Source organism: Dokdonia donghaensis DSW-1 (assembly GCF_001653755.1).
Taxonomy (GTDB): Bacteria; Bacteroidota; Bacteroidia; order Flavobacteriales; family Flavobacteriaceae; genus Dokdonia; species Dokdonia donghaensis.
In genome coordinates this window covers 1452461-1476822 of the sequence record NZ_CP015125.1, presented here as the reverse complement: position 1 = coordinate 1476822, position 24362 = coordinate 1452461, and the positions used below count along the sequence as shown (strand labels likewise).

Here is a 24362-nt window from a genome sequence, read left to right as displayed (position 1 = left end):
ATTAGAAATTTGGATCTGTACATAAAGGTCTGTTTTCTAGCTTATCCTTTATACTTCATAGGTAAGTGAACGACCTTTTTTGTTTCAAAGAAATCTTCTTCAAAGAATGTGGGAAGATCATAAATAGTAGTCGTGGTATACTTTTTAAGTTCTTCTGTGAGGTCTCCTCCTTTGAGGTATAAAATTCCGTTTTTGAGCTCGTGGTTAGATTTTTTTGCAATGTGCCCGCGCACCCATCTTACAAATGTTTCCATTTGGGCTACCGCTCTAGACACAATAAAATCATACTGACCAGGTACATTTTCTACTCGGTCGTTTGTGGTTTTTACGTTTGTGATACCTAGACCCTCTACCACCTCGTTTACTACTTTTATCTTTTTACCTATACTATCTACAAGGTGAAAATTTACTTCTGGGTGTAGTATTGCAAGTGGTACTCCAGGAAAGCCTCCTCCAGTACCAACATCCATTATACTGGCGCCAGGATTAAAGGTTTGAACTTTTGCTACACCTAGTGAATGCAGTACGTGACGTAAGTAAATCTCATCTATATCTTTACGACTTACTACATTGATTTTGAGATTCCAATCTTGATATAAATCTTTCAGTTTTGAGAACTGCTCGATCTGAGTATCTGTTAGTTCTGGAAAATATTTTAATATGATATCCATTATTTAGTATATTAACGGTGTAAAAGTACCATAATACCCGCTATTATTTTAACGCAGGTTCATAGATGTAGCCTATATTATGCATTACTTTTACCAAGCTATTAAAAGAAGAATATTTTTTTTCGCGAAAGCGGAATTAAAAACCTCAACAACACTACAATAAAACAGTTATTGTAGCGCTATGAGAGTAATTATTACATTATGGAGACTACTATAAAATTTTCTCGCACGGACTCTGCAAAGTTTTTCAGAACTTTAAATAAACGTGTAAACAACTACTTTAAAGAGAATAATATAAAACGCACAGGTAACTGGAAACTGTACCTTAAGGCAATCATTATGTTTGCCATTTACTTAGTTCCTTACTTTTTATTTTTAACGCTAGATATGCCTACCTGGCTTCAGATTGTCCTTACCGTTGTTATGGGTGTGGGTATGGCTGGTATAGGGATGAATGTAATGCACGATGGTAATCACGGTTCATTTTCTAGTAAAAAATGGGTAAACAAATTAATGGGAAGCAGTATTTACATACTAGCTGGTAATGTTTATAACTGGCAAGTACAACACAACGTGCTTCACCACACGTATACTAACATACACGGTCACGATGAAGATATGGAGGCTGGTCGCGTGCTACGTTTTTCAAAACACGGAAAATGGCACTGGGCACATAAGTTCCAGCATTACTACTCGGTGTTTTTATATGGTCTACTTACCTTTAACTGGGCACTTACTACAGATTTCTTCCAGATGAAACGTTATATGAAACGTAAATTATCTTACGGAAAACTACAGAGCCCTGCAAAACAGTGGAGCACACTACTTATTACAAAAACGATATACATCGCGATGTGGATTGTTATACCTCTTGTATTTATTGATCTTGCTTGGTGGAAAATTTTAATAGGCTTCTTTATTATGCACTATACGGCAGGTCTTATTTTGAGTATTATTTTCCAGCTTGCTCATATGGTAGAAGATGCACATATGCCGCTACCAGATGAGACAGGAACTATGAAAAATACTTGGGCAATACATCAGCTATTTACTACTGTAAATTTCTCAACTAAAAATAAGATTATGAACTGGTTTTCTGGAGGGTTAAACCACCAGGTGGAGCACCACATCTTCCCTCACATAAGCCACGTACACTATACTAAGATCAGTAAAATTGTAAAGGAGACAGCACAAGAGTTTAACCTACCTTACCACGAGTATAAAACTACTAGAAAGGCACTTGTCGCTCACTTTAGTCACTTACGCGAGATGGGAATGAAACCTGCGATTTCTGCATAGAAGTGGTTAAATTTTTAAGAAAATATCAAACGCCAAATCCCATAAGGATTTGGCGTTTTTAGTTACCTTGCACTAAATCTTTTATCAACTAAATAAAGAATGCGCCTCGTATGAAGAATTTATCTACCCGCGTTACAAATATGGCAACCTCTGCAACTCTTGCAATGGCTGCAAAGGCTCGCGAATTAAGAGCAGAAGGAAAAGACATCATAGGTCTTAGTCTAGGAGAACCAGATTTTAATACTCCAGACTTTATTAAAGATGCTGCCATTCAAGCAGTAAATGATAATTACAATTCATACACACCGGTAGATGGTTATGTAGAGTTAAAAGAGGCGATTATTACAAAATTTAAGAGAGATAATAATCTAGATTACACCCTCCCACAAATTGTGGTTTCTACAGGTGCAAAGCAGTCACTTGCAAATATTGCTCTTGTATGTCTTGACCCAGGTGACGAGGTGATACTACCTTGCCCTTACTGGGTGAGTTACTCAGACATTGTAAAAATAGCCGAAGGTGTACCAGTAGAGGTAAAAACCTCAATAGATACAGATTTTAAAATGACACCAGAGCAGCTAGAAGCAGCTATCACGCCTAAGACTAAGATGCTTTGGTATAGCTCTCCTTGTAATCCATCTGGATCGATATATAGCAAAGAAGAGCTACGCGCTCTGGCAGATGTACTTGCAAAGCACCCTCAAATTATAGTAGTAAGTGACGAGATTTATGAGCACATTAATTATGTGGGAGATCACGCAAGTATGGCACAGTTTCCAGATATGTATGACCGCACGGTAACTGTAAACGGTGTTTCAAAAGCATTTGCAATGACGGGATGGCGCGTAGGTTACATAGGAGGCCCTGAATATATTGCACGCGCTTGTAACAAGATGCAAGGACAGATTACTAGTGGTACAAACTGTATTGCACAACGTGCAGTAATTACGGCTCTTGAGGCTCCAGTAAGTAAAGTACAGTATATGATTGATGAGTTTAAAAGTCGTCGTACGTTAATACTGGACTTACTCAATGATATTGAAGGCTTTAAATGTAACGAGCCAGAAGGTGCGTTTTACGTATTCCCAAATATCTCACACTATTTTGGAAAAACGCTAGGAGGTCAAAAAATAGAAAACGCAACAGATTTTTCTCTTTACCTTCTTGAGGCGGCAAATGTTGCTACGGTTACTGGTGAAGCATTTGGAAACCCAGATTGTATACGTATATCTTATGCAGCAAGTGTAGACAACATTAAAGACGCAATGAAGCAGATTAAAGCTGCTGTTTCATAGACCTTATATATTACGCTTTCGCGAAAGCAAAACAAAACCCGCTAATCTCTTAGCGGGTTTTTTCATTTATAACGAAGTTAATCCATATCGATTTTTCGTTTTTTGTTAAGTGCAAATTCTTTTTTGAGATCTATACGCATCATTTTGCTTCCATCTAGTTTTGGCACCATAACCATTTGCATCGCTGTAATATCAAAAAAGGTAGTGTAGAGCGTCCCTCCCATTCTACCTTCACCCCAGTCTGCAGCTGGTTGCACTGCTCCAGCCATCGTTTGCCCCACAGATTTTAAGGTGATGTCTTCTCCACTGCGTTCTAGCTCATCTACGTGTGAGTTTATAGATTGATATCGGTGGCAAGGAAAGCCACCTTCTTCTGGAGCATTTATCAAAAAATTTGTGGCTACTAGCGTGTTACCCTCCATAGGTATGATATGTTTCTTGCCGTCTATCCACTCTACAATAACTGCATTACCGGTGGCATCACCTATTAAAAAATGACTTTGGTGCACGGCGAGTTTTTGCCCCTCTATCCAGGCCAGCGCTTCCTCTACTGTACTTGCGCTTGCCAGTAAATCATCACCTATATTACCTTTTGCCCAGCCATACCCGTCTGGCATTTTTTGTTCTGGTGTTACCGCTACATCAAAAAATAATCCTGCGCTATTGATACCTCCCTGAGCAAAATTATCCCAGCCATACCATAATCTAGCTAGCTTTTTTGAAGTCGCCTTTTCTATCTGTATATAAGCATCGGTATCAAGCCAGAAGTCTTCATTATTTACGGCATAAATAGTACCGGTTTCTTTATCTACATAATATAAAATAGAACACGCATACATAGAACTAGCACAAGCAGCAATTAAACACAGCGTTAATAGCCACTTTCTAGAGGTATTGCTCACTTTCTTTATCAATAGATGAATCATAATTTACAGCTTTAAAAACCTGACTTCCTTAAAGATGCGACAAAAATCACATACATACCAAATTTAACAAGCAAGTTAGTACCTCATAATTTATGTACTTATAGGTATCTTAGTAGAGTAATTTTTTAAATGAGTAATCTCGCTTTCGCGAAAGCGTAAAAACCCACAAAAACCACCATCAGTAGTAAAATACTGTGAGAATTAATACGACTCGACTTATGAAAAAAACGCTACTTGCAGGAATGATGGCTCTAAGCCTTATAGCTTGTAAAAACGACGCTACCACAGAAACAACTAGCACAGGAGACACATCTCTGGCATTTAACAATGTGCTAGATAACTATTATGAAGATGGCCTAAAGCTTAACCCGCTTAATGCGACAATGTCTGGTGATAATAGGTATAATGATAAATTTCCAGATGCATTATCTCAATCTCATAAGGATGCAGTAAAAACTTATTATACATCTTACCGCGACTCTATACAGCAGTTTAACGACAGTGATCTTACAGACACTGAGAAGATGAGTAAGGAGGTATTGCTCTGGGATATTGCTATCAATCTAGAAGGTATGGAGTTTAAAAAAGACCTCACGCCTATAGACCAGATGTGGTCACCACATCTTATGTTTGGCCAGCTTGCAAGTGGAGCGAGTGCACAACCTTTTAACACTGTAGAAGATTACCGCAACTGGCAACAACGCGTAGATGAGTACCTAGTGTGGCTCAACAGCTCAGAAACAAATATGCGCAAGGGTATGACAGAAGGTTATGTACTTCCTAAATCACTTATTAAGAAAATCATCCCGCAAATGGACGCTATGACAGAGCCTAGCATAGAGAACCACCTTTTTTACAAGCCTGTTGCAAATTTTCCTGATGGAATTACTGAAGAAGACCAGAATATCATACGCACAGATTATAAAAATATGATAGAAGGTAAAGTAATCCCTGCTTATGCAAAGATGCGTGACTTCTTACAAAATGAATATCTAGCGGCTGGACGTGATAGCTCTGGTTATAGTGATTTACCACAAGGAAGTGAGTATTATGACTATGCCATAAAATTATATACCACTACCACAATGAGCGCAGACGAGATACACCAGCTTGGACTAAGTGAGGTAGCACGTATACGCAAGGAGATGGAAAAAGTAAAGGAGCAAGTAGGTTTTAAAGGAGACCTTAAAGCATTTTTTGACGATGTACGTACTAACAAAAAGCTAATGCCGTACAGTAATCCAGAAGAAATTATTGCAAACTTTAATGCAATGCACGAGACTATAAAGCCGCAGGTAGACCAGCTCTTTAGCCTACAGCCTAAAACAGCTTTTGAGGTAAGACAGACAGAAGCTTTCCGTGAGAAATCTGCAAGTGCAGAGTACAATCCTGGATCGCTAGATGGTACTCGACCAGGTATTTTCTATACGCCTATACCAGACGCAACTACCTATAATGTATACTCAGACGAGTCTTTATTTTTACACGAGGCTATACCAGGTCATCACTTCCAAGTGTCACTCACGCAAGAAAGCGAGACACTACCGCAGTTTAGAAAAACCTTATGGTACAGTGCTTATGGCGAGGGCTGGGCATTATATACAGAGTCGCTTGGTAAGGAGTTAGGGCTTTATACTGACCCATACCAATACTTTGGAACCTTAGGAGCCGAAATGCACCGAGCAGTAAGACTTGTAGTAGATACAGGAATCCATACCAAAGGATGGAGCCGTGAGAAAGCAATCGCATATTGCCTAGAAAATGAAGCCGAAAGTGAAGCAGGTATTACATCAGAAATTGAGCGCTATATGGCAAATCCAGGACAAGCGCTTTCTTATAAAATAGGCCAACTTAAAATTAGAGAACTTAGAGATAAAGCAACTCAGGAGCTAGGTGATAAATTTGACATACGAGATTTTCACAAAGAAGTACTCGAGACAGGATGTATTCCTCTTGCGCTACTTGAGGAAAAAATTAATGGTTGGATAGAAGAAAGTAAATAATACCGTTTTCACGCAAGTGAAGTTTATACTAAGCTTGCCGAAGTGCGAAAGCAAAACATTATGAATAAAAAAATAGTATTACTAGGCTCAGGAGAACTAGGAAAGGAATTTGTAATAGCTGCACAACGTCTAGGTCAGACCGTAATTGCTGTAGATAGTTATGATAATGCCCCTGCTATGCAAGTAGCAGATGGTCGCGAAGTAATTAATATGCTAGATGGGAAGGCACTAGATGCGCTTGTAGCAAAACATAGCCCAGACTATATAGTACCAGAAATAGAAGCTATAAGAACAGAGCGATTATATGATTATGAAAAACAAGGAATCACTGTAATACCTAGTGCAAAAGCAGCAAATTTTACAATGAATCGCAAATCTATACGCGATCTTGCTGCAAAAGACCTTGGCTTAAAAACTGCAAATTATCGCTATGCAACCTCTGCTCAAGAGCTCCAAAAAGCGGTTAAAGAAGTAGGCATTCCTTGCGTGGTGAAACCACTAATGTCTTCTAGCGGAAAAGGACAGTCTACCATTAAAACACCAGACGACATACAACGAGCGTGGGACTACTCTCAAGAAGGCTCTCGAGGTGATGTTGCAGAGGTTATTGTAGAGGCTTTTGTAAACTTTAATTATGAGATCACCCTACTCACGCTTACACAACACGACGGCAACACTTTGTTTTGTCCTCCTATAGGTCACCGTCAAGAACGTGGCGATTATCAAGAAAGCTGGCAACCCGCCGCAATGCAAGAAGATCATCTTAAAACCGCTCAAGATATGGCGGCTCAAGTTACTGCAGCGCTAGGCGGTGCTGGTATCTGGGGCGTAGAATTTTTTATAGGAAATGATGGCGTTTACTTTTCTGAGCTTTCTCCACGCCCACACGATACAGGTATGGTAACGCTTGCAAACACGCAAAATTATAATGAGTTTGAGCTACACTTAAGAGCTGTTTTAGGACTTCCTATAAAAGAAATTACTCAAGAACGTATAGGTGCGAGTGCAGTTATACTAGCTACGGCTCACTCAGAAAATCCAGGTTTTACTGGCATTAATACCTTGGCTACTGCGCCAAAAAGCGATTTCAGACTTTTTGGAAAACCTACTTCTCGTCCATACAGACGTATGGGGGTTGTAGTAACCTATGATGATCTTAATGGAGATATTACAGAGGTAGTATCGAGAGCAAAAGAGCTAGCTGCCAAAGTTAAAACTACTTAAATATTAATGTATGACAAAAACAGAATTATTTTTAGAATTAGCACAACCTAATGAAAAAGGTGTTAGCAGATGGGTTTATACGTCAGAATTTAAGAATACATATGCAGCACTTAAACTAGGTAATGGAGGGAGCTGGTGCCGAAAGAGCTCAAAACTTGCGAAGAACTATTTAATAGAGTTTAATAAAAATCTTTCTCCTGGCAACTCCATTGATGCAATTAGAACAACTGGCATAAATAATACTATCAGCTTCAACCAGAATATTAGACAAGATATTAAAACGCATTACAAGGATAAAAAATGCGTTATGTTAGGTATTTCTGGAAACTCAGAGAATACTATCATTGAGATTGATCATAAAGATGGAAGAAAAAATGACGCTCGTGTATCAAATTTACAAACACAAAAAATAGAAGATTTTCAGCCACTTACCAAAGCTGCAAATGACGCAAAAAGACAAATTTGTAAGAAATGTGCTGAAACAAATTTAAGATGGAGTGCAAAAAACATTAAAGGAAATCCATATGATTTCTATGAAGGAACAAAAAAATATACAGAGGAACTAGGTTGTAAAGGTTGCTACCAATTTGACCCGGTGAAATACAGATTGAAAAGTATAGAATTGATTAGCAAGGAGGCTGCTGAGTATGTTTCAAAAAAACTGATGAACAATTAAGAATGAATTATATAGGATCAAAATTAAAGCTGTCTCAATTCATAAAAGAAACTATTAAAAAAACAGTAGATTATAACACAACGGATACGGTATTTTGTGACTTATTCGCTGGTACTGGAACAGTAGGTAGGTTATTTAAAAATGATGTAAAAAAGGTTATTTCAAACGATATTGAGTACTATGCATATATATTAAATAAAAACTACGTCGAGAATAATTCGTCAATTCCAAACTATACTGAATATTTTGATTTTTTAAATAATCTCGAACCAATTACAACAGGATTTATATATAACAACTACTGTGCGGGAGGACACGGAGAAAGGCTTTACTTTTCCGATCATAATGGACAAATGTTGGATGCTATACGCCAACAAATTGAACTTTGGCATCTAAATAAGGAAATTACTGAAAAGACGTATATTTTTTTGCTAGCAAGCTTAATTGAAAGTATGGATAAAGTTGCTAACACAGCTTCAGTATATGGAGCATATCTTAAGAAGCTAAAAAAATCAGCTAAAAAAGATATTGTTATTAGTCCTGCCTTTTTTGAAATTACCAGCGGAAAACACAAGGCTTACAATTCTGATAGTAATGTTTTAATTAAAAAAATCAGTGGTGACATACTATACTTAGATCCTCCTTACAATACCAGACAATACGGTTCTAACTATCACCTTCTTAATACAATATCCAAATTTGACAAGTTTGAGCCAAAGGGAAAGACAGGTTTAAGAGAATACAATAGGTCAAAATACTGTAGTAAGAGAACTGTGCTTAAAGAATTTGAAGAATTAATTGCGAATGCCAAATTTAAAAATATTTTTTTAAGCTACAATAATGAAGGTTTAATGTCATTAGATCAAATAGGGGACATTATGAGCAAGTATGGTCAATACAATGTGATATCGACTGATTACCAAAGATTCAAGGCTGACAACAAGAGAACTAATAAATCTAACAAAACCACTGAATATATTCATATTCTAGAAAAAAGATTAGCTTCCTCTTTTTAGCGAATTAAATACTTTTCTAGTCTCTTATAAGTGGCAATGTACTGCAGCGCAGCAAGCCTTCTTGCTTTGCTATCTCTGCATAAGGAACCTCTTCTACAGTGATATCTTGATCGCGTAGCCAAGTGTTTAATCTGGTAAAATTGCGTTCAGAAATTACTACCTCTGGAGAAATACTAAAGATATTAGAATTCATATTAAACATCTCCTGAGAGGTGATTTCAAAGATATTTTCTTTCCCGTAAAAGTTTACCAGCCACTCGTATTCCTTTTCTTGTAAAAAACCATTTTTATGAAGTATAGCTTTACCATTCCCCACTGGCTGAAAACAGCAATCTAAATGTAAGGCATTATTATAAGGATCTGTATTAGACTTTCTAAGGTCAAAAGACATTACCTTCTTGCGAGGGAATAAATCTTGAATCATACCTACCGCAAGCATATTAGTACGCGCAATGATATAATCTGGATAATCATCACCTCTATATGTACCTATAAAAATATGATCATCTGCCAGCATCACATCTCCTCCCTCAATGTGCGCCTCTTCTGGTAATCTAAAAACGTGTGTAGACGGCACTTGTCTTATCACGTGCTCAATGGCTTCTATCTCTTCTTCTCTGTCTGGTAATATATTAGATTTAAAGAATTTATCATCTATAACAAATCCTATATCACGTGTAAAGATCTGATTTAGGTTCTCTATAATTTGCGGTCTGTAAACCTCTACATCGTACTTTTTAAAGACTGCTGCCACGGCTTCCATCTCTGGAACCATATCTTTCTCTAGAGGATACGTTCCTTCTCTTAAATGTAGCGCAGATTTTGGATCATAGGCTTCCTCAAGTTTTGGAGTAGGTCCATTACTTTCGGCAGTACCTAAGATTACGGCTCTAAGCCTTGAAGTTTCGTTCTTTACGTTTAGTTTAAGCATAAGGTAAAGATAACTCAGTTTTGCTAAAAAAAGAATGCCAATCTATATGAAATTTATCATATACGCAGTGCATCGTGATTTTTACGCTTTCGCGAAAGCTTACTTAATAGGTATCCACACTTCTTCTTCAGATTGTGGATTATTTGGGCCTAGGTAGTCCTCTGGCATAAATTCATAATGTGGTCTATCATCTAATTGATACCCAGAATTTGGTAACCACTGACTGTAGATATATTGAGCAAATGCTCCAAAATCACGTGTGGTTCCTTTGTATGGAAAAACTACCCATTTACCTTTTGGGATTTTTAATACTTCTAATTGATTTGGAATGTCATTTTCGGTTGTTACAGCTACTGCGGCCCATTTTACAAACTTAGTTTCTGGTGTAAATGGAGTAGTCATAAAATCATCTGCATAGCATTGCACACTATAACTCCCTCTATTAGACTTATTAAGAATAGTCCTCCTTAGCGGTCCAAAGGCTTGCCATAACTGCATTGTAGTATTATGAGCTAGAGACATTGTAGCCTGTAAACCTACAAGGATAAGTTCAGGTTGCTCTACGATAACTGGTGATGGGTGCTTGGTATCTTTCACGAAAGTGAATTTACAATTTTTTAAATAGTTACGTTATTGCTTTTAAGGCATAAAAAAAGAGCAAGCTAAACGCTTGCTCTTTTTTTATGTACTACTGAGTTTTTATCTCTCAGAAACTTCTTTAAAAGCTCTTAAGTTCTCACCAGTATAAACCTGACGTGGACGACCTATAGGTTCTTTGTTAAGACGCATTTCTCTCCATTGTGCGATCCACCCTGGTAAACGACCTAATGCAAACATAACCGTAAACATCTCTACTGGAATGTCTAGAGCTCTGTAAATAATACCTGAGTAAAAATCTACATTAGGATATAATTTACGATCTACAAAATATGGATCTTCTAGCGCTTCTTTTTCAAGACCTTTTGCAATATCAAGAACTGGATCTTGTATACCTAGTTGACCAAGAACCTCGTCTGCAGCTACTTTTATGATCTTTGCGCGCGGATCAAAGTTTTTATAAACTCTATGTCCAAAGCCCATAAGACGGAAAGGATCTTGCTTATCCTTTGCCTTTGCCATATATTTCTTAGTATCACCACCATCATTCTTTATTGCCTCAAGCATTTCTATAACTGCTTGGTTTGCTCCTCCGTGTAAAGGACCCCATAATGCAGAGATACCTGCAGAGATTGAAGCAAATAGACCAGCGTGAGATGATCCTACAATACGCACTGTAGATGTAGAACAGTTTTGCTCGTGGTCTGCGTGTAAAATTAATAACTTATCTATAGCAGCGATTATCTCTTTATCTACTGTATAAGCTTCATTAGGTTTTGAGAACATCATTTTATGGAAGTTCTCTACATACCCTAGTGAGTTATCTCCGTAATCTAACGGCTGACTTTTCTTTTTACGCATTGCCCAAGCAGCTAGCACAGGAAACTTAGCTAGTAGCTTTACGATTGCGTTATACATTTCTTCTTCAGAATCTACATTTACTGTAGAAGGATTAAATGCAATAAGTGCAGATGTAAGAGCACTTAATACTCCCATAGGGTGAGCAGACTTAGGAAAACCATCTAAGATTTTCTTCATATCCTCATCTACGTGAGACTCCGACTTAATATCTGAATCAAATTTTGCAAGCTGCTCCTTTGTAGGTAATTCTCCAAAAATTAAAAGATATGCAGTTTCAAGAAAGTCTGCTTTTTCGGCAAGTTCTTCTATAGAGTATCCTCTATATCTAAGAATACCTTTTTCTCCATCAAGGAAAGTAATAGCACTCTGGCAAGACCCTGTATTTTTATAACCTGGGTCAATAGTCGTTATACCTCCAGTAGCACCTCTAAGTGCTTTAATGTCTATTGCCTGCTCTTGCTCTGTACCTGTAATGATAGGAAACTCGTAGCTCTTTCCGTCTATTGTTAAAGTTGCTTTATCTGCCATCTATGCCTGAAAAAATTTATTTTTACTTAGTTTATTTTGGACAGCTAAATTACAAAAAAGAAGTCGTTTTATTTAACATAATACGCCGCTAGATGGTTAATAAAATGTAAAAATATCGGTCTTTTGACCTTTCTATTGCTTACCGCGTAAATAAATAGATGGAGATGTATAAATTATCTTAAGATAGTGCTGTTCTATAACTTTCTGAAATCATAGCTAAGCCCTCAAATTTAAAATAAAGATTTAATGCTTAGATACAGTTTTTTAAAAAGAGCGAGCGTGCAGCAAAAGGGCCTCACTGCCCGCTCTTTACCCAACTTAAAAAATTATATACCTGTTTATTCACTAACGTGGTATCAACAATTGTGGGCAAACTATTAAGGTGTTACTTCTTGAATTTTAACTACCTAATGAAAGTCTAAAGATAACCTTATAGCGGTTACTTCATCTTTACGTCGGCAATTTACGTTCTTTTTGTCGATGTACAAGTGTTTTTGTGTAAGTTTATTCTTTCTTTTTTTAAAAACTTGTTTTTTAAAAACATTCTACTTGTAAAAAATAATAAATTTTTACTTTTTACTTAAACTGACTCCTATATGCCAGTAAACCAGACTTAAAATAAAAATCTTCTCATAAAAAAAACCCTCTCCGAGAGAGGGTTTTAAGAAATATAGTTTTAATTCTATTTAATTTTAAAAGCATTCATTGCCGGAAAGTAAGCAGTATCTGCAAGCATTTCTTCTATACGAATAAGTTGATTATACTTTGCCATACGGTCTGACCTAGAAGCCGAACCAGTTTTGATCTGTCCCGTATTAAGTGCTACTGCGAGATCTGCAATAGTATTATCTTCGGTTTCACCAGACCTGTGTGACATTACTGATGTATATCCAGCATTGTGAGCCATATTTACGGCTGCAATAGTTTCTGTAAGAGTCCCTATTTGATTTACCTTAATAAGGATTGAGTTTGCAATACCTTCATTAATACCTCGAGAGAGTCTCTCTACGTTAGTAACAAATAAATCATCTCCTACAAGCTGCACTTTATCACCCACCTTATCGGTTAAATATTTCCAGCCTTCCCAGTCATTTTCATCCATACCATCTTCTATTGAAATAATAGGATACTTATCTGCTAGTTCTGCTAGATAATCTGCTTGCTCCTCACTAGTGCGTATTTTACCTCCTTCTCCTTCAAATTTTGCATAGTTATATTTTCCGTCTACATAAAACTCTGCAGCGGCACAGTCTAAGGCAATCATTATCTCATCACCCCAAGAATAACCAGCTTTTTCTACAGCAAGTTTTACACTATCAAGTGCATCTTCTGTACCGTCAAGTGCAGGCGCAAATCCTCCCTCATCTCCTACAGCTGTACTTAAATTTCTGTCGTGCAATACTTTTTTAAGATTATGAAATATTTCTGTACCCATCTGTAAGGCGTGACTAAAGCTCTCTGCTTTTACAGGCATTACCATAAACTCTTGAAATGCAATAGGTGCATCACTATGAGAACCTCCATTTATAATATTCATCATAGGTACTGGAAGTGTGTTTGCACTAACTCCACCTATATATCTATATAACGGCATATTAAGCTCGGCTGCTGCAGCTTTTGCGCAGGCTAATGAAACTCCTAATATAGCGTTTGCTCCTAATTTCGACTTGTTAGGAGTGCCATCTAGCTCAATCATTAACTCATCTATGGCATTTTGTTCAAAAACTGAAACACCTAAGAGTTCTGGAGCGATAAGGGTGTTTACATTTTCTACCGCTTTCTTAACACCTTTACCCATAAAATCTGTACCACCATCACGCAACTCAACAGCTTCGTGCTCACCTGTAGATGCTCCAGAAGGTACTGCTGCTCTACCCATAGCGCCCAGTTCTGTAAATACATCTACCTCTACTGTAGGGTTACCTCTTGAATCAAATATTTGTCTTGCGTGAATTTCTATGATAATGCTCATTTTCTTAGTTGTTTTGTTAGTTACGTAAAAATACGATTTTGACCTTAATTTCTATAAATTGATAGGTTATTGTCGCGATAACGTTTTCGCGTAAGCGTTATAAAAAAAATCCCTGCCATAATGGAAGGGATTAAATTTTTATGCTGTTACGCTTTTTATATTTTCTATAAACTGATCAAATAGATAGGTAGCATCATTAGGTCCTGGGCTTGCTTCTGGGTGATATTGTACTGAGAAACAATTTTTATTTTTCATTTTAATACCCGCTACGCTATGATCGTTGAGATGAACGTGTGTTATCTCAACATCTGGATGTGCTTCTGTCTCTTCTTTATTAATAGAGAAACCGTGATTTTGAGAAGTTATCTCACCTTTACCTGTAATTAGGTTCTTAATAGGGTGGTTAATACCGCGATGCCCATTATGCATCTTATATGTTGAAATTCCATTTGCAAGGGCAATTACTTGATGACCGAGACATATCCCGAAAAGAGGCTCATCATCTGCAATGATATCCTTTGCGACCTGAATGGCATTTACTAGCGGTTCTGGATCACCAGGACCATTTGATAGAAAATATCCATCTGGATTCCAAGATTTCATTTCTTGGTATGTTGTATCATAAGGAAAAACCTTTACATAAGCTCCACGCTTTGCAAGGTTACGTAAGATGTTGCGCTTAATTCCAATATCAAGGGCTGCAATTTTAACCTCGGCATCCTCTTCTCCAAAGTAGTATGGCTCCTTTGTAGAAACTTTTGATGCTAGTTCAAGACCATTCATATCGGGAACTTCGGCTAGCTTTGCCTTAAGTGCTTCTATATTTTCTACATCTGTAGTAATTAAAGCATTCATAGCTCCATTATCACGTATGTGTGCTACTAGTGCCCTAGTATCAACATCAGAAATAGCAAATAAATCACTCTTGTCTAAAAACTGCTCTAGAGACTCCTGAGCATCTTTGCGAGAAAAATTATAACTAAAGTTTCTACATATAAGACCTGATATTTTTACTTTATCAGACTCTGTCTCAACATCTGTAGCTCCGTAGTTACCTATGTGAGCATTTGCAGTTACCATTAATTGCCCAAAATATGAAGGATCTGTAAAGATCTCTTGATATCCCGTCATACCGGTATTAAAACAAACTTCTCCATATGAAGTTGCTTCTTTATCTCCAACGGCTTTACCGTGAAATATAGTCCCATCTGATAATAAAAGTAAGGCAGGTCTTCTAGATTGATATTTCATTCAGAATTTATTTTATAAACTTTACAAAAATAGGTTAAAAAAAGGTTTTCAGAAAAGGACTTTATCCCATATCTAAACAAAAAAAATGGGAGCCAAATAGCTCCCATAAATAATATTATAAACTGCCATAGTAACTGGCGATCTTTTCAAGGTCTTTCTCATCTCTAAAATTGAGATCATTTTTATCTGCATAGGCCTCAAGCATATCGGCTTTACTACCTGCAAGTTTTAAAAAGCTAGATTTTTTTAATTTAAACTTTTTAAAGCTTCTACCCTTCTTCACATAGTAAGAGTCTTTCATAAGATACTTGTCATTTTGTTGAGCAAGCATCGGGTTAGGGTTTCCTTCCTTAATATCGATTTTATAATCTTTATATATAGCAAAATCATCAGTTTCTGCTACAACCTCTACTAGACGGTAACCTCCCTCTACTGGAGAAAAGATGTTTTTATACGTCTTATTATTTACAACCATTTTCTCAATGTTTGTAAAATCAAAAGTAAATACTGAGTCTGTTCCTATCTTAGATTCAAAAACATTACGTCTGGCATTGAGATTAATATTATCACGCAAACGCAACGTCATACCTCCGGTAGTCTGTATAATGGCATTATTGCGCCAAGTATCAAATACGTGTATTGTCCCGTCTATAGGTCTTGGTGGATTATAAATAACACTTGACCCTCCGACGTTTGCCCCATCAGGACCAAATGTTGCTACAGCACCAAGTACATTGTTATTTGCATCTACACCTTTTTTTTGTGCGTAAAGTGATGTTGCTAAAACACACAATACAACTACAGCTATTTTTTTCATTTTCTAATATTTTAATTTCAGTAACTAATAGGCAAACACTTTGCCAAACATTTAATTATACCGCCAAAAATAAAAAAAGGGATTTACCTTGCAGTAAATCCCGATACTAATTAACCTATTTTCATAAGGTTTACCGTTCTATTCTTCCTCGTTTGAAGCAGTTTCTCTAACTGCAGGAGCAGCTTCAGCTTTCTTACCTCCACGACGAGTAGATTTCTTTTTGGCAGGTTTACCAGCGTTATAAATCTCATTGTAATCTACAAGTTCGATCATTGCCATATCTGCATTATCTCCAAGACGGTTACCCAACTTGATGATGCGAGTATAACCTCCTGGACGATCACCTACCTTTGCCGCAACATCTCTAAATAATTCTGTAACTGCATCCTTCTGACGAAGTTTTGCAAATACAATACGACGGTTGTGAGTCGTATCAGATTTTGATTTAGTAATCATAGGCTCTACAAATTGCTTAAGTGCTTTTGCCTTTGCAACTGTAGTATTTATTCTTTTATGTTCAATTAAAGAGCAAGCCATATTTGCAAGCATAGATTTTCTATGTGCAGTCTTTCTCCCTAAGTGATTAAATTTCTTTCCGTGTCTCATTGTAATAATTATTTTTCCGCTTTCGCGAAAGCGCTATTCTATTAAAAGTACAGCTACCTAGTCTTTATCTAATTTATATTTGGCTAGATCCATTCCGAAACTTAGACCTTTTACATTTACTAACTCTTCAAGCTCAGTAAGTGATTTTTTACCAAAGTTTCTAAACTTCATCAAATCATTCTTGTTATAAGAAACAAGATCTCCTAAGGTTTCTACCTCTGCAGCCTTTAAACAGTTAAGCGCACGTACAGAAAGATCCATATCGATAAGCTTAGTTTTAAGTAACTGACGCATATGAAGAGACTCCTCATCATATGTTTCAGTTTGTGCAATCTCATCTGCCTCTAAAGTGATACGCTCATCTGAGAATAACATAAAGTGGTGGATAAGTGTTTTTGCTGCTTCAGTAAGTGCTTCTTTAGGGTGGATTGAACCATCTGTAATTATTTCGAAGACTAATTTTTCATAATCAGTCTTTTGCTCAACACGGTAATTTTCTATACTGTATTTTACATTACGGATAGGTGTATAAATAGAATCTGTAAATATTGTTCCTAATGGAGCATTAGATTTCTTATTTTCCTCTGCAGGAACGTACCCACGTCCTTTCTCTATAGTGATTTCCATATTAAGATTCACTTTCTTATCCATATTTGCTATAACCATATCTGGGTTAAGCACTTGGAATCCTGAAATAAACTTTTGGAAATCTCCAGCTGTTAATTGATCAACACCTGATAAAGATATAGTTACAGTCTCATTATCTATCTCCTCTATTTGACGTTTGAAACGTACTTGTTTGAGGTTAAGAATTATTTCTGTAACATCTTCTACTACTCCAGCCAATGTTGAAAACTCGTGGTCTACACCTTCTATACGTACAGATGTAATTGCAAAACCTTCTAATGAAGATAGTAATACACGACGTAAAGCGTTTCCTACTGTTAAACCATAACCTGGTTCTAAAGGTCTAAACTCAAATTTACCTTCAAAATCAGTAGAGTCAATCATAATGACTTTATCGGGCTTCTGGAAATTTAATATTGCCATATCGGTTTTCTAGCTTTAGTGGTTATTACTTAGAGTACAGCTCGACGATGAACTGTGTGTTGATGTTTTCAGGTATCTGAAGACGTTGTGGTACTGCCACAAATGTTCCCTCTTTCTTATCGTTGTTCCAAGTGATCCACTCATAAACGTGACTTGCATTAGATAGAGAGTTAGAAATTACTTCTAAAGATTTAGACTTTTCGCGTACAGCGATAACATCACCAGCTTTTACTTGGTAAGAAGGGATGTTAACAATATTACCATTTACAGTAATATGACGGTGTCCTACTAACTGACGTGCGCCACTTCTAGAAGGAGACATTCCCATTCTATAAACTACGTTGTCTAGACGACACTCACATAATTGTAAAAGAACTTCACCTGTAATTCCAGGAGCACGGTTTGCTCTGTCATACATATTTCTGAACTGACGCTCTAGTATACCGTAAGTATACTTTGCTTTTTGCTTCTCAGCTAGTTGTACAGCGTATTCAGATTTTTTTCCTCTACGTCTGTTGTTTCCGTGTTGCCCTGGAGGGTAATTTCTTTTTTCAAAAGATTTGTCTTCTCCGAAGATTGCTTCGCTAAATTTACGTGCGATCTTTGTTTTGGGACCAGTATATCTTGCCATTTTAAATGTGTGTTTTGAGGGTGGTTAGAAATTAAGGTCAATCCTTTGCAAACCGTTCTCCCTCGAGATATTAATTAAATAATTACTTATTAAACGCGACGTCTTTTTGGAGGACGACACCCGTTATGTGGCATTGGAGTGATATCAATGATTTCTGTTACTTCAATTCCACTATTATGTACAGCACGTATCGCAGACTCACGTCCGTTACCCGGTCCTTTTACATAAACTTTTACTTTACGAAGGCCTGCCTCGTGAGCAACCTTTGCACAATCTTCTGCAGCAGTTTGAGCAGCATAAGGAGTGTTCTTTTTAGAACCTCTGAAGCCCATTTTACCAGCAGATGACCAAGAGATTACATCTCCTTTTTTGTTTGTTAACGATATGATGATGTTGTTAAAAGAAGCTGTTACGTGCGCTTCTCCTACTGATTCTACAACAACTTTACGTTTTTTTGCAGTTTGCTTTGCCATTATGCCTTATTATTTAGTTGCTTTCTTCTTGTTTGCAACTGTTTTACGCTTTCCTTTTCTCGTACGTGAGTTATTCTTTGTACGCTGTCCTCTTAATGGAAGACCTACACGGTGACGGATACCACGGTAACACCCGATGTCCATCAAACGCTTAATGTTCAAAGATACTTCAGAACGAAGTTCCCCTTCGATAGTAAATGCGCCAACAGCATCACGAATACGACCTATCTCGTCATCATCCCAATCAGACACTTTCTTGTCTTCTGATACATTTGCAGTTGCAAGTATTTCTTGCGCTCTACTTTTTCCTATTCCAAAGATGTACGTTAATGCAATTACACCTCTCTTTTGTTTTGGGATATCTATCCCTGCAATTCTAGCCATAACTATTAACCTTGTCTTTGTTTAAACCTAGGGTTCTTTTTGTTTATTACGTATAATCTGCCTTTGCGACGAACGATCTTGCAATCGGCACTTCTTTTCTTAATGGATGCTCTTACTTTCATATCCAGCTTTTTTCCGCTTAATAGCGGTAAGTTATACGAGCCTTTGACAAATCGTAAGGACTCATTTCTAATTTTACTTTATCCCCAGGTAATAATTTAATATAGTGCATACGCATCTTACCTGAGATATGCGCTGTCACAACGTGACCATTTTCTAGTTCTACACGAAACATTGCATTTGATAATGCTTCTATAATAGACCCGTCTTGTTCTATTGCTGCTTGTTTTGCCATTATGCTACTGCTTTACGGTTTTTACCAGACTTCATAAGACCATCATAGTGCTTATTAAGCAGATAAGAATTCACTTGTTGCATAGTATCTATTGCTACACCCACCATAATGAGTAGAGAAGTCCCTCCATAAAATAAAGCCCATCCTTGCTGCATACCTAAAACATTTACTGCAATAGCAGGAAATATAGCGATAAGTGCTAAAAATATAGACCCTGGTAATGTAATCTGAGACATTATCTTATCTAAATACTCTGCAGTTTCAGAACCTGGACGTATCCCAGCTATAAAACCTCCACTACGCTTAAGATCTTCTGCCATTTTATTGGTAGGTACTGTAATCGCAGTATAAAAATATGTAAAGATAATAATCAAAAGTCCAAAAACTAAATTATACCAAAATCCAAATATATTATTTCCAAAGTTAGTCTGTAACCAAGTACCTACCGATGTGTCAGCAAGGAAACTCGCTTCTCCAATAAGACCAGGTACAAACATAATAGCCTGTGCAAATATTATTGGCATTACTCCGGAAGCATTTAATTTAAGAGGTAAAAAATTTCTAGCTCCAAACGCGTTCTTTTCATACTCACCAGTTGCAGTTCTTCTTGCATATGATACAGGAACTTGACGCACTGCCATAACCAATAGGATACAAAGAAGAATAATCACAAACCAAATTACTAATTCAATAAGGATCATTATTAATCCACCATTAGATTCAGTAACACGGGCAACCCACTCTTGTACAAAAGATATAGGCATCGTTGCGATAATACCTACCATAATGAGTAGTGATATACCATTACCTATTCCCTTATCTGTAATCTTCTCACCTAACCACATCGCAAAGATACATCCTGTTACAAGGATAAGTACTGAAGAAATGTAGAATGTAGGTGTAAGACCCATTACAAAAGCAGTTGAAGGTACTCCTAGCGCAGGTAATGCAGCTAGGTAGCCTGGCGCCTGTAATAAACAGATAGCGATAGTTAACCAACGCGTAATCTGATTAATCTTACGACGACCACTTTCTCCCTCCTTCTGTAGTTTTTGTAAATAAGGTATTGCAATACCCATTAACTGTACTACAATCGAAGCAGAAATGTAAGGCATAATACCTAATGCGAATACAGATGCATTAGAAAAGGCACCTCCTGTAAACGCAGCCAAAAGCCCTAAAAGCCCTTGGTCTGTAGAAGCCTGAAGACCTCCTAATTGTGACGCATCTATACCCGGAAGTACAACTTGTGCACCAAAACGATATACGAGGAGAAGCGTAAGCGTAAGAATTATTCTATTCCTAAGCTCATCAATCTTCCAGATATTCTTTATTGTATCTATAAATTTCATCCTCTTCTATCGATTATAAAGTTACAGCTTCACCACCAGCAGCCTCAACAGCAGCTTTTGCAGTTGCAGTAAATTTATGAGCAGTTACTTTGATTTTAGCTTTAAGCTCACCTCTACCTAAAATCTTTACTAAATCGTTCTTACCTACAAGACCAGCTTCAATAAGTGTATCTATAGAAACTTCTTCTGTAAGACGACCAGCGTCTACATACTCTTGTAATGTATCTAGATTTATACCTGCATACTCCTTACGGTTTATGTTTGTAAATCCAAATTTAGGTACACGACGTTGAAGTGGCATTTGTCCACCTTCAAAACCAATTTTCTTGCTATACCCAGAACGTGACTTCTGTCCTTTGTGTCCACGACCAGCTGTTCCACCGTTTCCAGTTGCCTGGCCACGTCCTTTACGACCGTCGTTTTTCTTAACAGCGCCTTTTGCAGGTCTTAAGTTATTTAACTCCATCTGTTATTTATATTAAGCTTCTTCTACAGAAACTAAGTGACTTACTTTATTTACCATACCAAGGATGTTAGGTGTGTTATCGTGCACCTTTACCTGGCCTATTTTTCTCAATCCAAGAGATTCTAAAATTCTCTTCTGGTTCTGCGTGCGATTAATCGCGCTCTTCACCTTTGTTACTTTGATTTTTGCCATTGTTCCCTGATTTATCCTTTAAACACTTTATCAAGTGAGATACCACGTTGCTTTGCAACTGTCTCTGCACTTCTTAATTGTAATAAAGCATCAAAAGTTGCTTTTACTACGTTGTGTGGGTTTGAAGATCCTTGATTCTTAGAAAGTACATCGTGTATACCTACTGATTCAAGTACGGCACGTATTGCACCACCTGCGATTACTCCTGTACCGGCAGCTGCTGGTAAAAGTAATACACGAGCTCCTCCAAACTTACCTTTCTGTTCGTGAGGGATAGTCGCTTTGTTAAGCGGTATACGCACTAGGTTTTTCTTAGCATCTTCCATAGCCTTTGCAATTGCAGATGCTACTTCTTTTGACTTTCCTAATCCGTGTCCTACAACACCATTCTCATCACCTACTACAACTATAGCAGAAAATCCAAAAGCTCTACCTCCTTTAGTTACCTTAGTAACACGCTGAACGCCTACTAGACGATCTTTTAAGTCTAAGCCACTTGGCTTTACTAACTCTACGTTTTTATAATCTTGATACATAACTTTATTAGAATTTAAGACCGCCTTCTCTTGCGCCCTCTGCTAGTTGTTTAATTCTTCCGTGATAAAGGTAACCTCCTCTATCAAATACTACAGCCTCAACTCCAGATTTTGTAGCTTTTTCGGCGATTGCCTTACCTACAAGTTTTGCAGTTTCAGATTTGTTAGTTTTCGCAGCAGCGATATCCTTGTCACGTGATGATGCAGACGTAATAGTTTTTCCGCTAAGATCATCTATTAACTGTGCATAAATCTCTTTATTACTTCTAAACACACAGAGTCTTGGTCTCTCCGCAGATCCAGAAATAGTCTTACGAATTCTAAGGTGAATTCTATTTCTTTTTTCACTTTTTGATAATGCCATTTCTCTATGTATTATGCAGATTTACCTGCTTTTCTTCTTATTACCTCTCCTACAAACTTGATTCCTTTTCCTTTGTAAGGCTCAGGCTTACGGAAACCACGAATCTTTGCAGCGACAGCCCCTACTAGTTGCTTATCGTGTGAAGTTAACTTCACTATAGGATTCTTACCTTTTTCTGAGATTGTCTCAACTTTTACTTCTGGAGCTACATCTAAAACGATGTTGTGAGAGAATCCTACAGCAAGATCAAGTTTATTACCCTGATTACTTGCTCTGTAACCTACTCCTACTAACTCAAGTTGCTTTTCAAAACCTTTAGAAACTCCTTCTATCATATTTGCGATAAGAGCTCTATAAAGACCGTGCTTTGCACGAAGGTCTTTTTTATCTGATGCGCGCTCTAAAGTAATAACCCCTTCTTCGATTTTGATCTTAATACCAGAGTACTCTTGCGTAAGCTCGCCTAATTTTCCTTTTACTGTTACAGTGTTATCAGCAAGAGTTACTGTAACTCCTTCTGGCACTGTAATTGGACTTTTACCTATTCTTGACATGTCTTTGTCTTTTTATCTGATTAGTAAACGTAACAAAGTACCTCTCCTCCAACATTCTGTTGTTGCGCTTGCTTACCTGTCATAACTCCTTTAGAAGTAGAGACAATAGCAATACCTAAACCGTTTAAGATACGAGGTATCTCACTAGATGAAGAATATTTACGTAAACCAGGCTTACTGATTCTTTGGATATCCTTAATAACTGCTTCTTTAGTAATGCGATCATACTTCAAGGCAATCTTGATAGTATCCTGCGCTTTACCTTCTACAAATTTGTAGCTAAGGATGTAACCTTGGTCAAATAAGATTTTAGTCATCGCCTTCTTAAGGTTTGATGCTGGAATCTCGACCACTCTGTGATTTGCTGCCGATGCGTTACGCACACGTGTCAGAAAATCTGCAATAGTATCTGTATTCATTTAATTATAGTTACGGTAGTGGTTTTCTCTATTTCCGCTTTCGCGAAAGCATAAAAAGAACCTTCTACCAATTTGTACTCTTTAATCTACCAGCTTGCTTTCTTAACACCTGGTATCAACCCTTGGTTAGCCATCTGACGGAACATCACACGTGATATACCAAACTGACGCATATAACCTTTAGGACGACCTGTAAGTTTGCACCGATTGTGCTGACGTATAGGTGAAGCGTTCTTAGGTAGCTTTTGCAGTCCTTCGTAATCTCCAGCTTCTTTTAAAGCTTTACGTTTTTCAGCATATTTTGCAACTGTTTTAGCACGCTTTACCTCACGGGCTTTCATTGATTCTTTAGCCATATCTTAGTTCTTTTTAAAAGGTAAACCTAATTCTTTAAGCAACGATTTTGCTTCCTTATCAGTTTGAGCAGATGTTTGAAAAGTGATGTTCATACCATCAATTTTCTTAATTCTGTCAATATTGATCTCTGGAAAAATGATTTGCTCAGTGATACCCATACTATAGTTACCACGCCCATCAAATCCTGTTGCATTAATACCGTTAAAGTCACGTACACGTGGCAATGCAGATGTTACAAGTCTATCTAAAAACTCATACATACGCTCCCCACGTAAAGTTACTTTTGCACCAATAGGCATTCCTTTACGTAATTTAAATGTTGCAACATCTTTTTTAGACATTGTCGAGATAGCTCTTTGTCCTGTAATAAGAGTAAGCTCTTCTACAGCATTTTCAACTAACTTCTTATCTGCAACCGCAGCTCCAACACCACGAGATACTACAATCTTATTAAGACGAGGTACCTGCATAACGTTCTTATATCCAAACTCTTCTTGAAGGGCTGGCGTCACGCGGTCATTAAACTCTTGTTTTAGTCTTGGTACGTATCCCATCA

At 37.2% G+C, this 24362-nt stretch carries 30 protein-coding genes; 6 read left to right on the top strand and 24 right to left on the bottom strand.

Annotation, left to right across the window (positions count from 1 at the left end; all coding sequences use genetic code 11):
- Positions 1 to 41: 41 nt before the first annotated feature.
- Entirely contained in the window at positions 42 to 671 is a 630-nt protein-coding gene (rsmG, locus tag I597_RS06475) for a 16S rRNA (guanine(527)-N(7))-methyltransferase RsmG (protein ID WP_035327611.1), read from the bottom strand.
- Between the two features lie 201 nt (positions 672 to 872).
- Between rsmG and I597_RS06470 the strand changes: the two genes are divergently transcribed.
- Positions 873 to 1970 (top strand): fatty acid desaturase family protein, encoded by a 1098-nt coding sequence (locus I597_RS06470; protein ID WP_035327610.1) that lies wholly within the window; start codon positions 873 to 875, stop codon positions 1968 to 1970.
- Between the two features lie 110 nt (positions 1971 to 2080).
- Positions 2081 to 3265 (top strand): pyridoxal phosphate-dependent aminotransferase, encoded by a 1185-nt coding sequence (locus I597_RS06465; RefSeq protein WP_035327609.1) that lies wholly within the window; start codon positions 2081 to 2083, stop codon positions 3263 to 3265.
- A 77-nt stretch (positions 3266 to 3342) separates the two neighbouring features.
- On the opposite strand, the gene I597_RS06460 is transcribed toward I597_RS06465, so the two are convergent.
- Positions 3343 to 4191, bottom strand: a complete 849-nt coding sequence (locus I597_RS06460; RefSeq protein WP_035327607.1) for a carcinine hydrolase/isopenicillin-N N-acyltransferase family protein — start codon at positions 4189 to 4191, stop codon at positions 3343 to 3345.
- Positions 4192 to 4409: 218 nt separating this feature from the next.
- Between I597_RS06460 and I597_RS06455 the strand changes: the two genes are divergently transcribed.
- Genes I597_RS06455 through I597_RS06440 form a run of 4 tightly spaced genes read left to right on the top strand, consistent with a single transcriptional unit; the run spans position 4410 to position 9110 of the window.
- Entirely contained in the window at positions 4410 to 6194 is a 1785-nt protein-coding gene (locus I597_RS06455) for a DUF885 domain-containing protein (protein WP_035327605.1), read from the top strand.
- 60 nt (positions 6195 to 6254) lie between these two features.
- A complete protein-coding gene (gene purT / locus I597_RS06450) occupies positions 6255 to 7418 on the top strand; it encodes a formate-dependent phosphoribosylglycinamide formyltransferase (protein ID WP_035327603.1) in 1164 nt (387 codons plus the stop codon).
- Between the two features lie 10 nt (positions 7419 to 7428).
- Complete coding sequence (locus tag I597_RS06445) at positions 7429 to 8094, top strand: restriction endonuclease NlaIII (protein ID WP_035327601.1); 666 nt, start codon at positions 7429 to 7431, stop codon at positions 8092 to 8094.
- Positions 8095 to 8096: 2 nt separating this feature from the next.
- Complete coding sequence (locus I597_RS06440) at positions 8097 to 9110, top strand: DNA adenine methylase (RefSeq protein ID WP_035327599.1); 1014 nt, start codon at positions 8097 to 8099, stop codon at positions 9108 to 9110.
- Positions 9111 to 9126: 16 nt separating this feature from the next.
- On the opposite strand, the gene I597_RS06435 is transcribed toward I597_RS06440, so the two are convergent.
- The 22 genes from I597_RS06435 to rplE all read right to left on the bottom strand — a co-directional run bounded on the left by I597_RS06435 (position 9127) and on the right by rplE (position 24360).
- Complete coding sequence (locus tag I597_RS06435) at positions 9127 to 10041, bottom strand: dimethylarginine dimethylaminohydrolase family protein (protein ID WP_035327597.1); 915 nt, start codon at positions 10039 to 10041, stop codon at positions 9127 to 9129.
- A 99-nt stretch (positions 10042 to 10140) separates the two neighbouring features.
- Positions 10141 to 10638 carry a GyrI-like domain-containing protein gene (locus I597_RS06430; protein ID WP_052111945.1) on the bottom strand — a complete coding sequence of 166 codons (498 nt, stop codon included), beginning with the start codon at positions 10636 to 10638 and terminating at the stop codon, positions 10141 to 10143.
- Between the two features lie 102 nt (positions 10639 to 10740).
- Positions 10741 to 12027 carry a citrate synthase gene (locus tag I597_RS06425; RefSeq protein ID WP_035327595.1) on the bottom strand — a complete coding sequence of 429 codons (1287 nt, stop codon included), beginning with the start codon at positions 12025 to 12027 and terminating at the stop codon, positions 10741 to 10743.
- A gap of 682 nt (positions 12028 to 12709) precedes the next feature.
- Positions 12710 to 13999: a phosphopyruvate hydratase gene (gene eno / locus I597_RS06420; RefSeq protein ID WP_035327593.1), complete on the bottom strand. Its 1290-nt coding sequence runs from the start codon at positions 13997 to 13999 to the stop codon at positions 12710 to 12712.
- 138 nt (positions 14000 to 14137) lie between these two features.
- On the bottom strand, positions 14138 to 15250 hold the full coding sequence (gene carA, locus I597_RS06415; RefSeq protein ID WP_035327591.1) for a glutamine-hydrolyzing carbamoyl-phosphate synthase small subunit: 1113 nt from the start codon (positions 15248 to 15250) through the stop codon (positions 14138 to 14140).
- 115 nt (positions 15251 to 15365) lie between these two features.
- Positions 15366 to 16067, bottom strand: coding sequence for a hypothetical protein (locus I597_RS06410; RefSeq protein ID WP_035327589.1), 702 nt, complete (start codon positions 16065 to 16067; stop codon positions 15366 to 15368).
- Positions 16068 to 16205: 138 nt separating this feature from the next.
- The gene (gene rplQ, locus I597_RS06405) at positions 16206 to 16673 is read right to left on the bottom strand and encodes a 50S ribosomal protein L17 (protein ID WP_035327587.1); all 468 of its coding nucleotides are present in this window, start codon (positions 16671 to 16673) and stop codon (positions 16206 to 16208) included.
- A 57-nt stretch (positions 16674 to 16730) separates the two neighbouring features.
- Positions 16731 to 17723, bottom strand: coding sequence for a DNA-directed RNA polymerase subunit alpha (locus I597_RS06400; RefSeq protein ID WP_013751347.1), 993 nt, complete (start codon positions 17721 to 17723; stop codon positions 16731 to 16733).
- A 25-nt stretch (positions 17724 to 17748) separates the two neighbouring features.
- On the bottom strand, positions 17749 to 18354 hold the full coding sequence (gene rpsD / locus I597_RS06395; RefSeq protein WP_035327585.1) for a 30S ribosomal protein S4: 606 nt from the start codon (positions 18352 to 18354) through the stop codon (positions 17749 to 17751).
- Positions 18355 to 18443: 89 nt separating this feature from the next.
- A complete protein-coding gene (gene rpsK, locus I597_RS06390) occupies positions 18444 to 18827 on the bottom strand; it encodes a 30S ribosomal protein S11 (protein ID WP_035327583.1) in 384 nt (127 codons plus the stop codon).
- A 9-nt stretch (positions 18828 to 18836) separates the two neighbouring features.
- Positions 18837 to 19211, bottom strand: coding sequence for a 30S ribosomal protein S13 (gene rpsM, locus I597_RS06385; RefSeq protein WP_035327581.1), 375 nt, complete (start codon positions 19209 to 19211; stop codon positions 18837 to 18839).
- A gap of 5 nt (positions 19212 to 19216) precedes the next feature.
- Positions 19217 to 19333 (bottom strand): type B 50S ribosomal protein L36, encoded by a 117-nt coding sequence (gene ykgO / locus I597_RS14670; RefSeq protein ID WP_010519235.1) that lies wholly within the window; start codon positions 19331 to 19333, stop codon positions 19217 to 19219.
- A 17-nt stretch (positions 19334 to 19350) separates the two neighbouring features.
- Positions 19351 to 19566: a translation initiation factor IF-1 gene (gene infA / locus I597_RS06380; protein WP_013751343.1), complete on the bottom strand. Its 216-nt coding sequence runs from the start codon at positions 19564 to 19566 to the stop codon at positions 19351 to 19353.
- Positions 19566 to 20918 (bottom strand): preprotein translocase subunit SecY, encoded by a 1353-nt coding sequence (gene secY, locus I597_RS06375; RefSeq protein ID WP_035327579.1) that lies wholly within the window; start codon positions 20916 to 20918, stop codon positions 19566 to 19568. The genes infA and secY overlap by 1 nt, the downstream gene beginning before the upstream one ends.
- A 13-nt stretch (positions 20919 to 20931) precedes the next feature.
- A complete protein-coding gene (gene rplO, locus I597_RS06370) occupies positions 20932 to 21384 on the bottom strand; it encodes a 50S ribosomal protein L15 (protein WP_035327577.1) in 453 nt (150 codons plus the stop codon).
- Between the two features lie 12 nt (positions 21385 to 21396).
- Positions 21397 to 21576: a 50S ribosomal protein L30 gene (rpmD, locus tag I597_RS06365; protein ID WP_035327575.1), complete on the bottom strand. Its 180-nt coding sequence runs from the start codon at positions 21574 to 21576 to the stop codon at positions 21397 to 21399.
- An 11-nt stretch (positions 21577 to 21587) separates the two neighbouring features.
- Positions 21588 to 22112: a 30S ribosomal protein S5 gene (rpsE, locus tag I597_RS06360; protein ID WP_035327573.1), complete on the bottom strand. Its 525-nt coding sequence runs from the start codon at positions 22110 to 22112 to the stop codon at positions 21588 to 21590.
- Positions 22113 to 22119: 7 nt separating this feature from the next.
- Positions 22120 to 22476 carry a 50S ribosomal protein L18 gene (rplR, locus tag I597_RS06355; RefSeq protein WP_035327571.1) on the bottom strand — a complete coding sequence of 119 codons (357 nt, stop codon included), beginning with the start codon at positions 22474 to 22476 and terminating at the stop codon, positions 22120 to 22122.
- Positions 22477 to 22487: 11 nt separating this feature from the next.
- Positions 22488 to 23030, bottom strand: coding sequence for a 50S ribosomal protein L6 (gene rplF, locus I597_RS06350; RefSeq protein ID WP_035327569.1), 543 nt, complete (start codon positions 23028 to 23030; stop codon positions 22488 to 22490).
- 20 nt (positions 23031 to 23050) lie between these two features.
- Positions 23051 to 23449 (bottom strand): 30S ribosomal protein S8, encoded by a 399-nt coding sequence (gene rpsH / locus I597_RS06345; protein WP_035327567.1) that lies wholly within the window; start codon positions 23447 to 23449, stop codon positions 23051 to 23053.
- A gap of 86 nt (positions 23450 to 23535) precedes the next feature.
- Positions 23536 to 23805, bottom strand: a complete 270-nt coding sequence (gene rpsN, locus I597_RS06340; RefSeq protein WP_035327565.1) for a 30S ribosomal protein S14 — start codon at positions 23803 to 23805, stop codon at positions 23536 to 23538.
- A 3-nt stretch (positions 23806 to 23808) separates the two neighbouring features.
- Positions 23809 to 24360, bottom strand: a complete 552-nt coding sequence (gene rplE, locus I597_RS06335) for a 50S ribosomal protein L5 (RefSeq protein WP_035327564.1) — start codon at positions 24358 to 24360, stop codon at positions 23809 to 23811.
- Between the last annotated feature and the right edge of the window lie 2 nt (positions 24361 to 24362).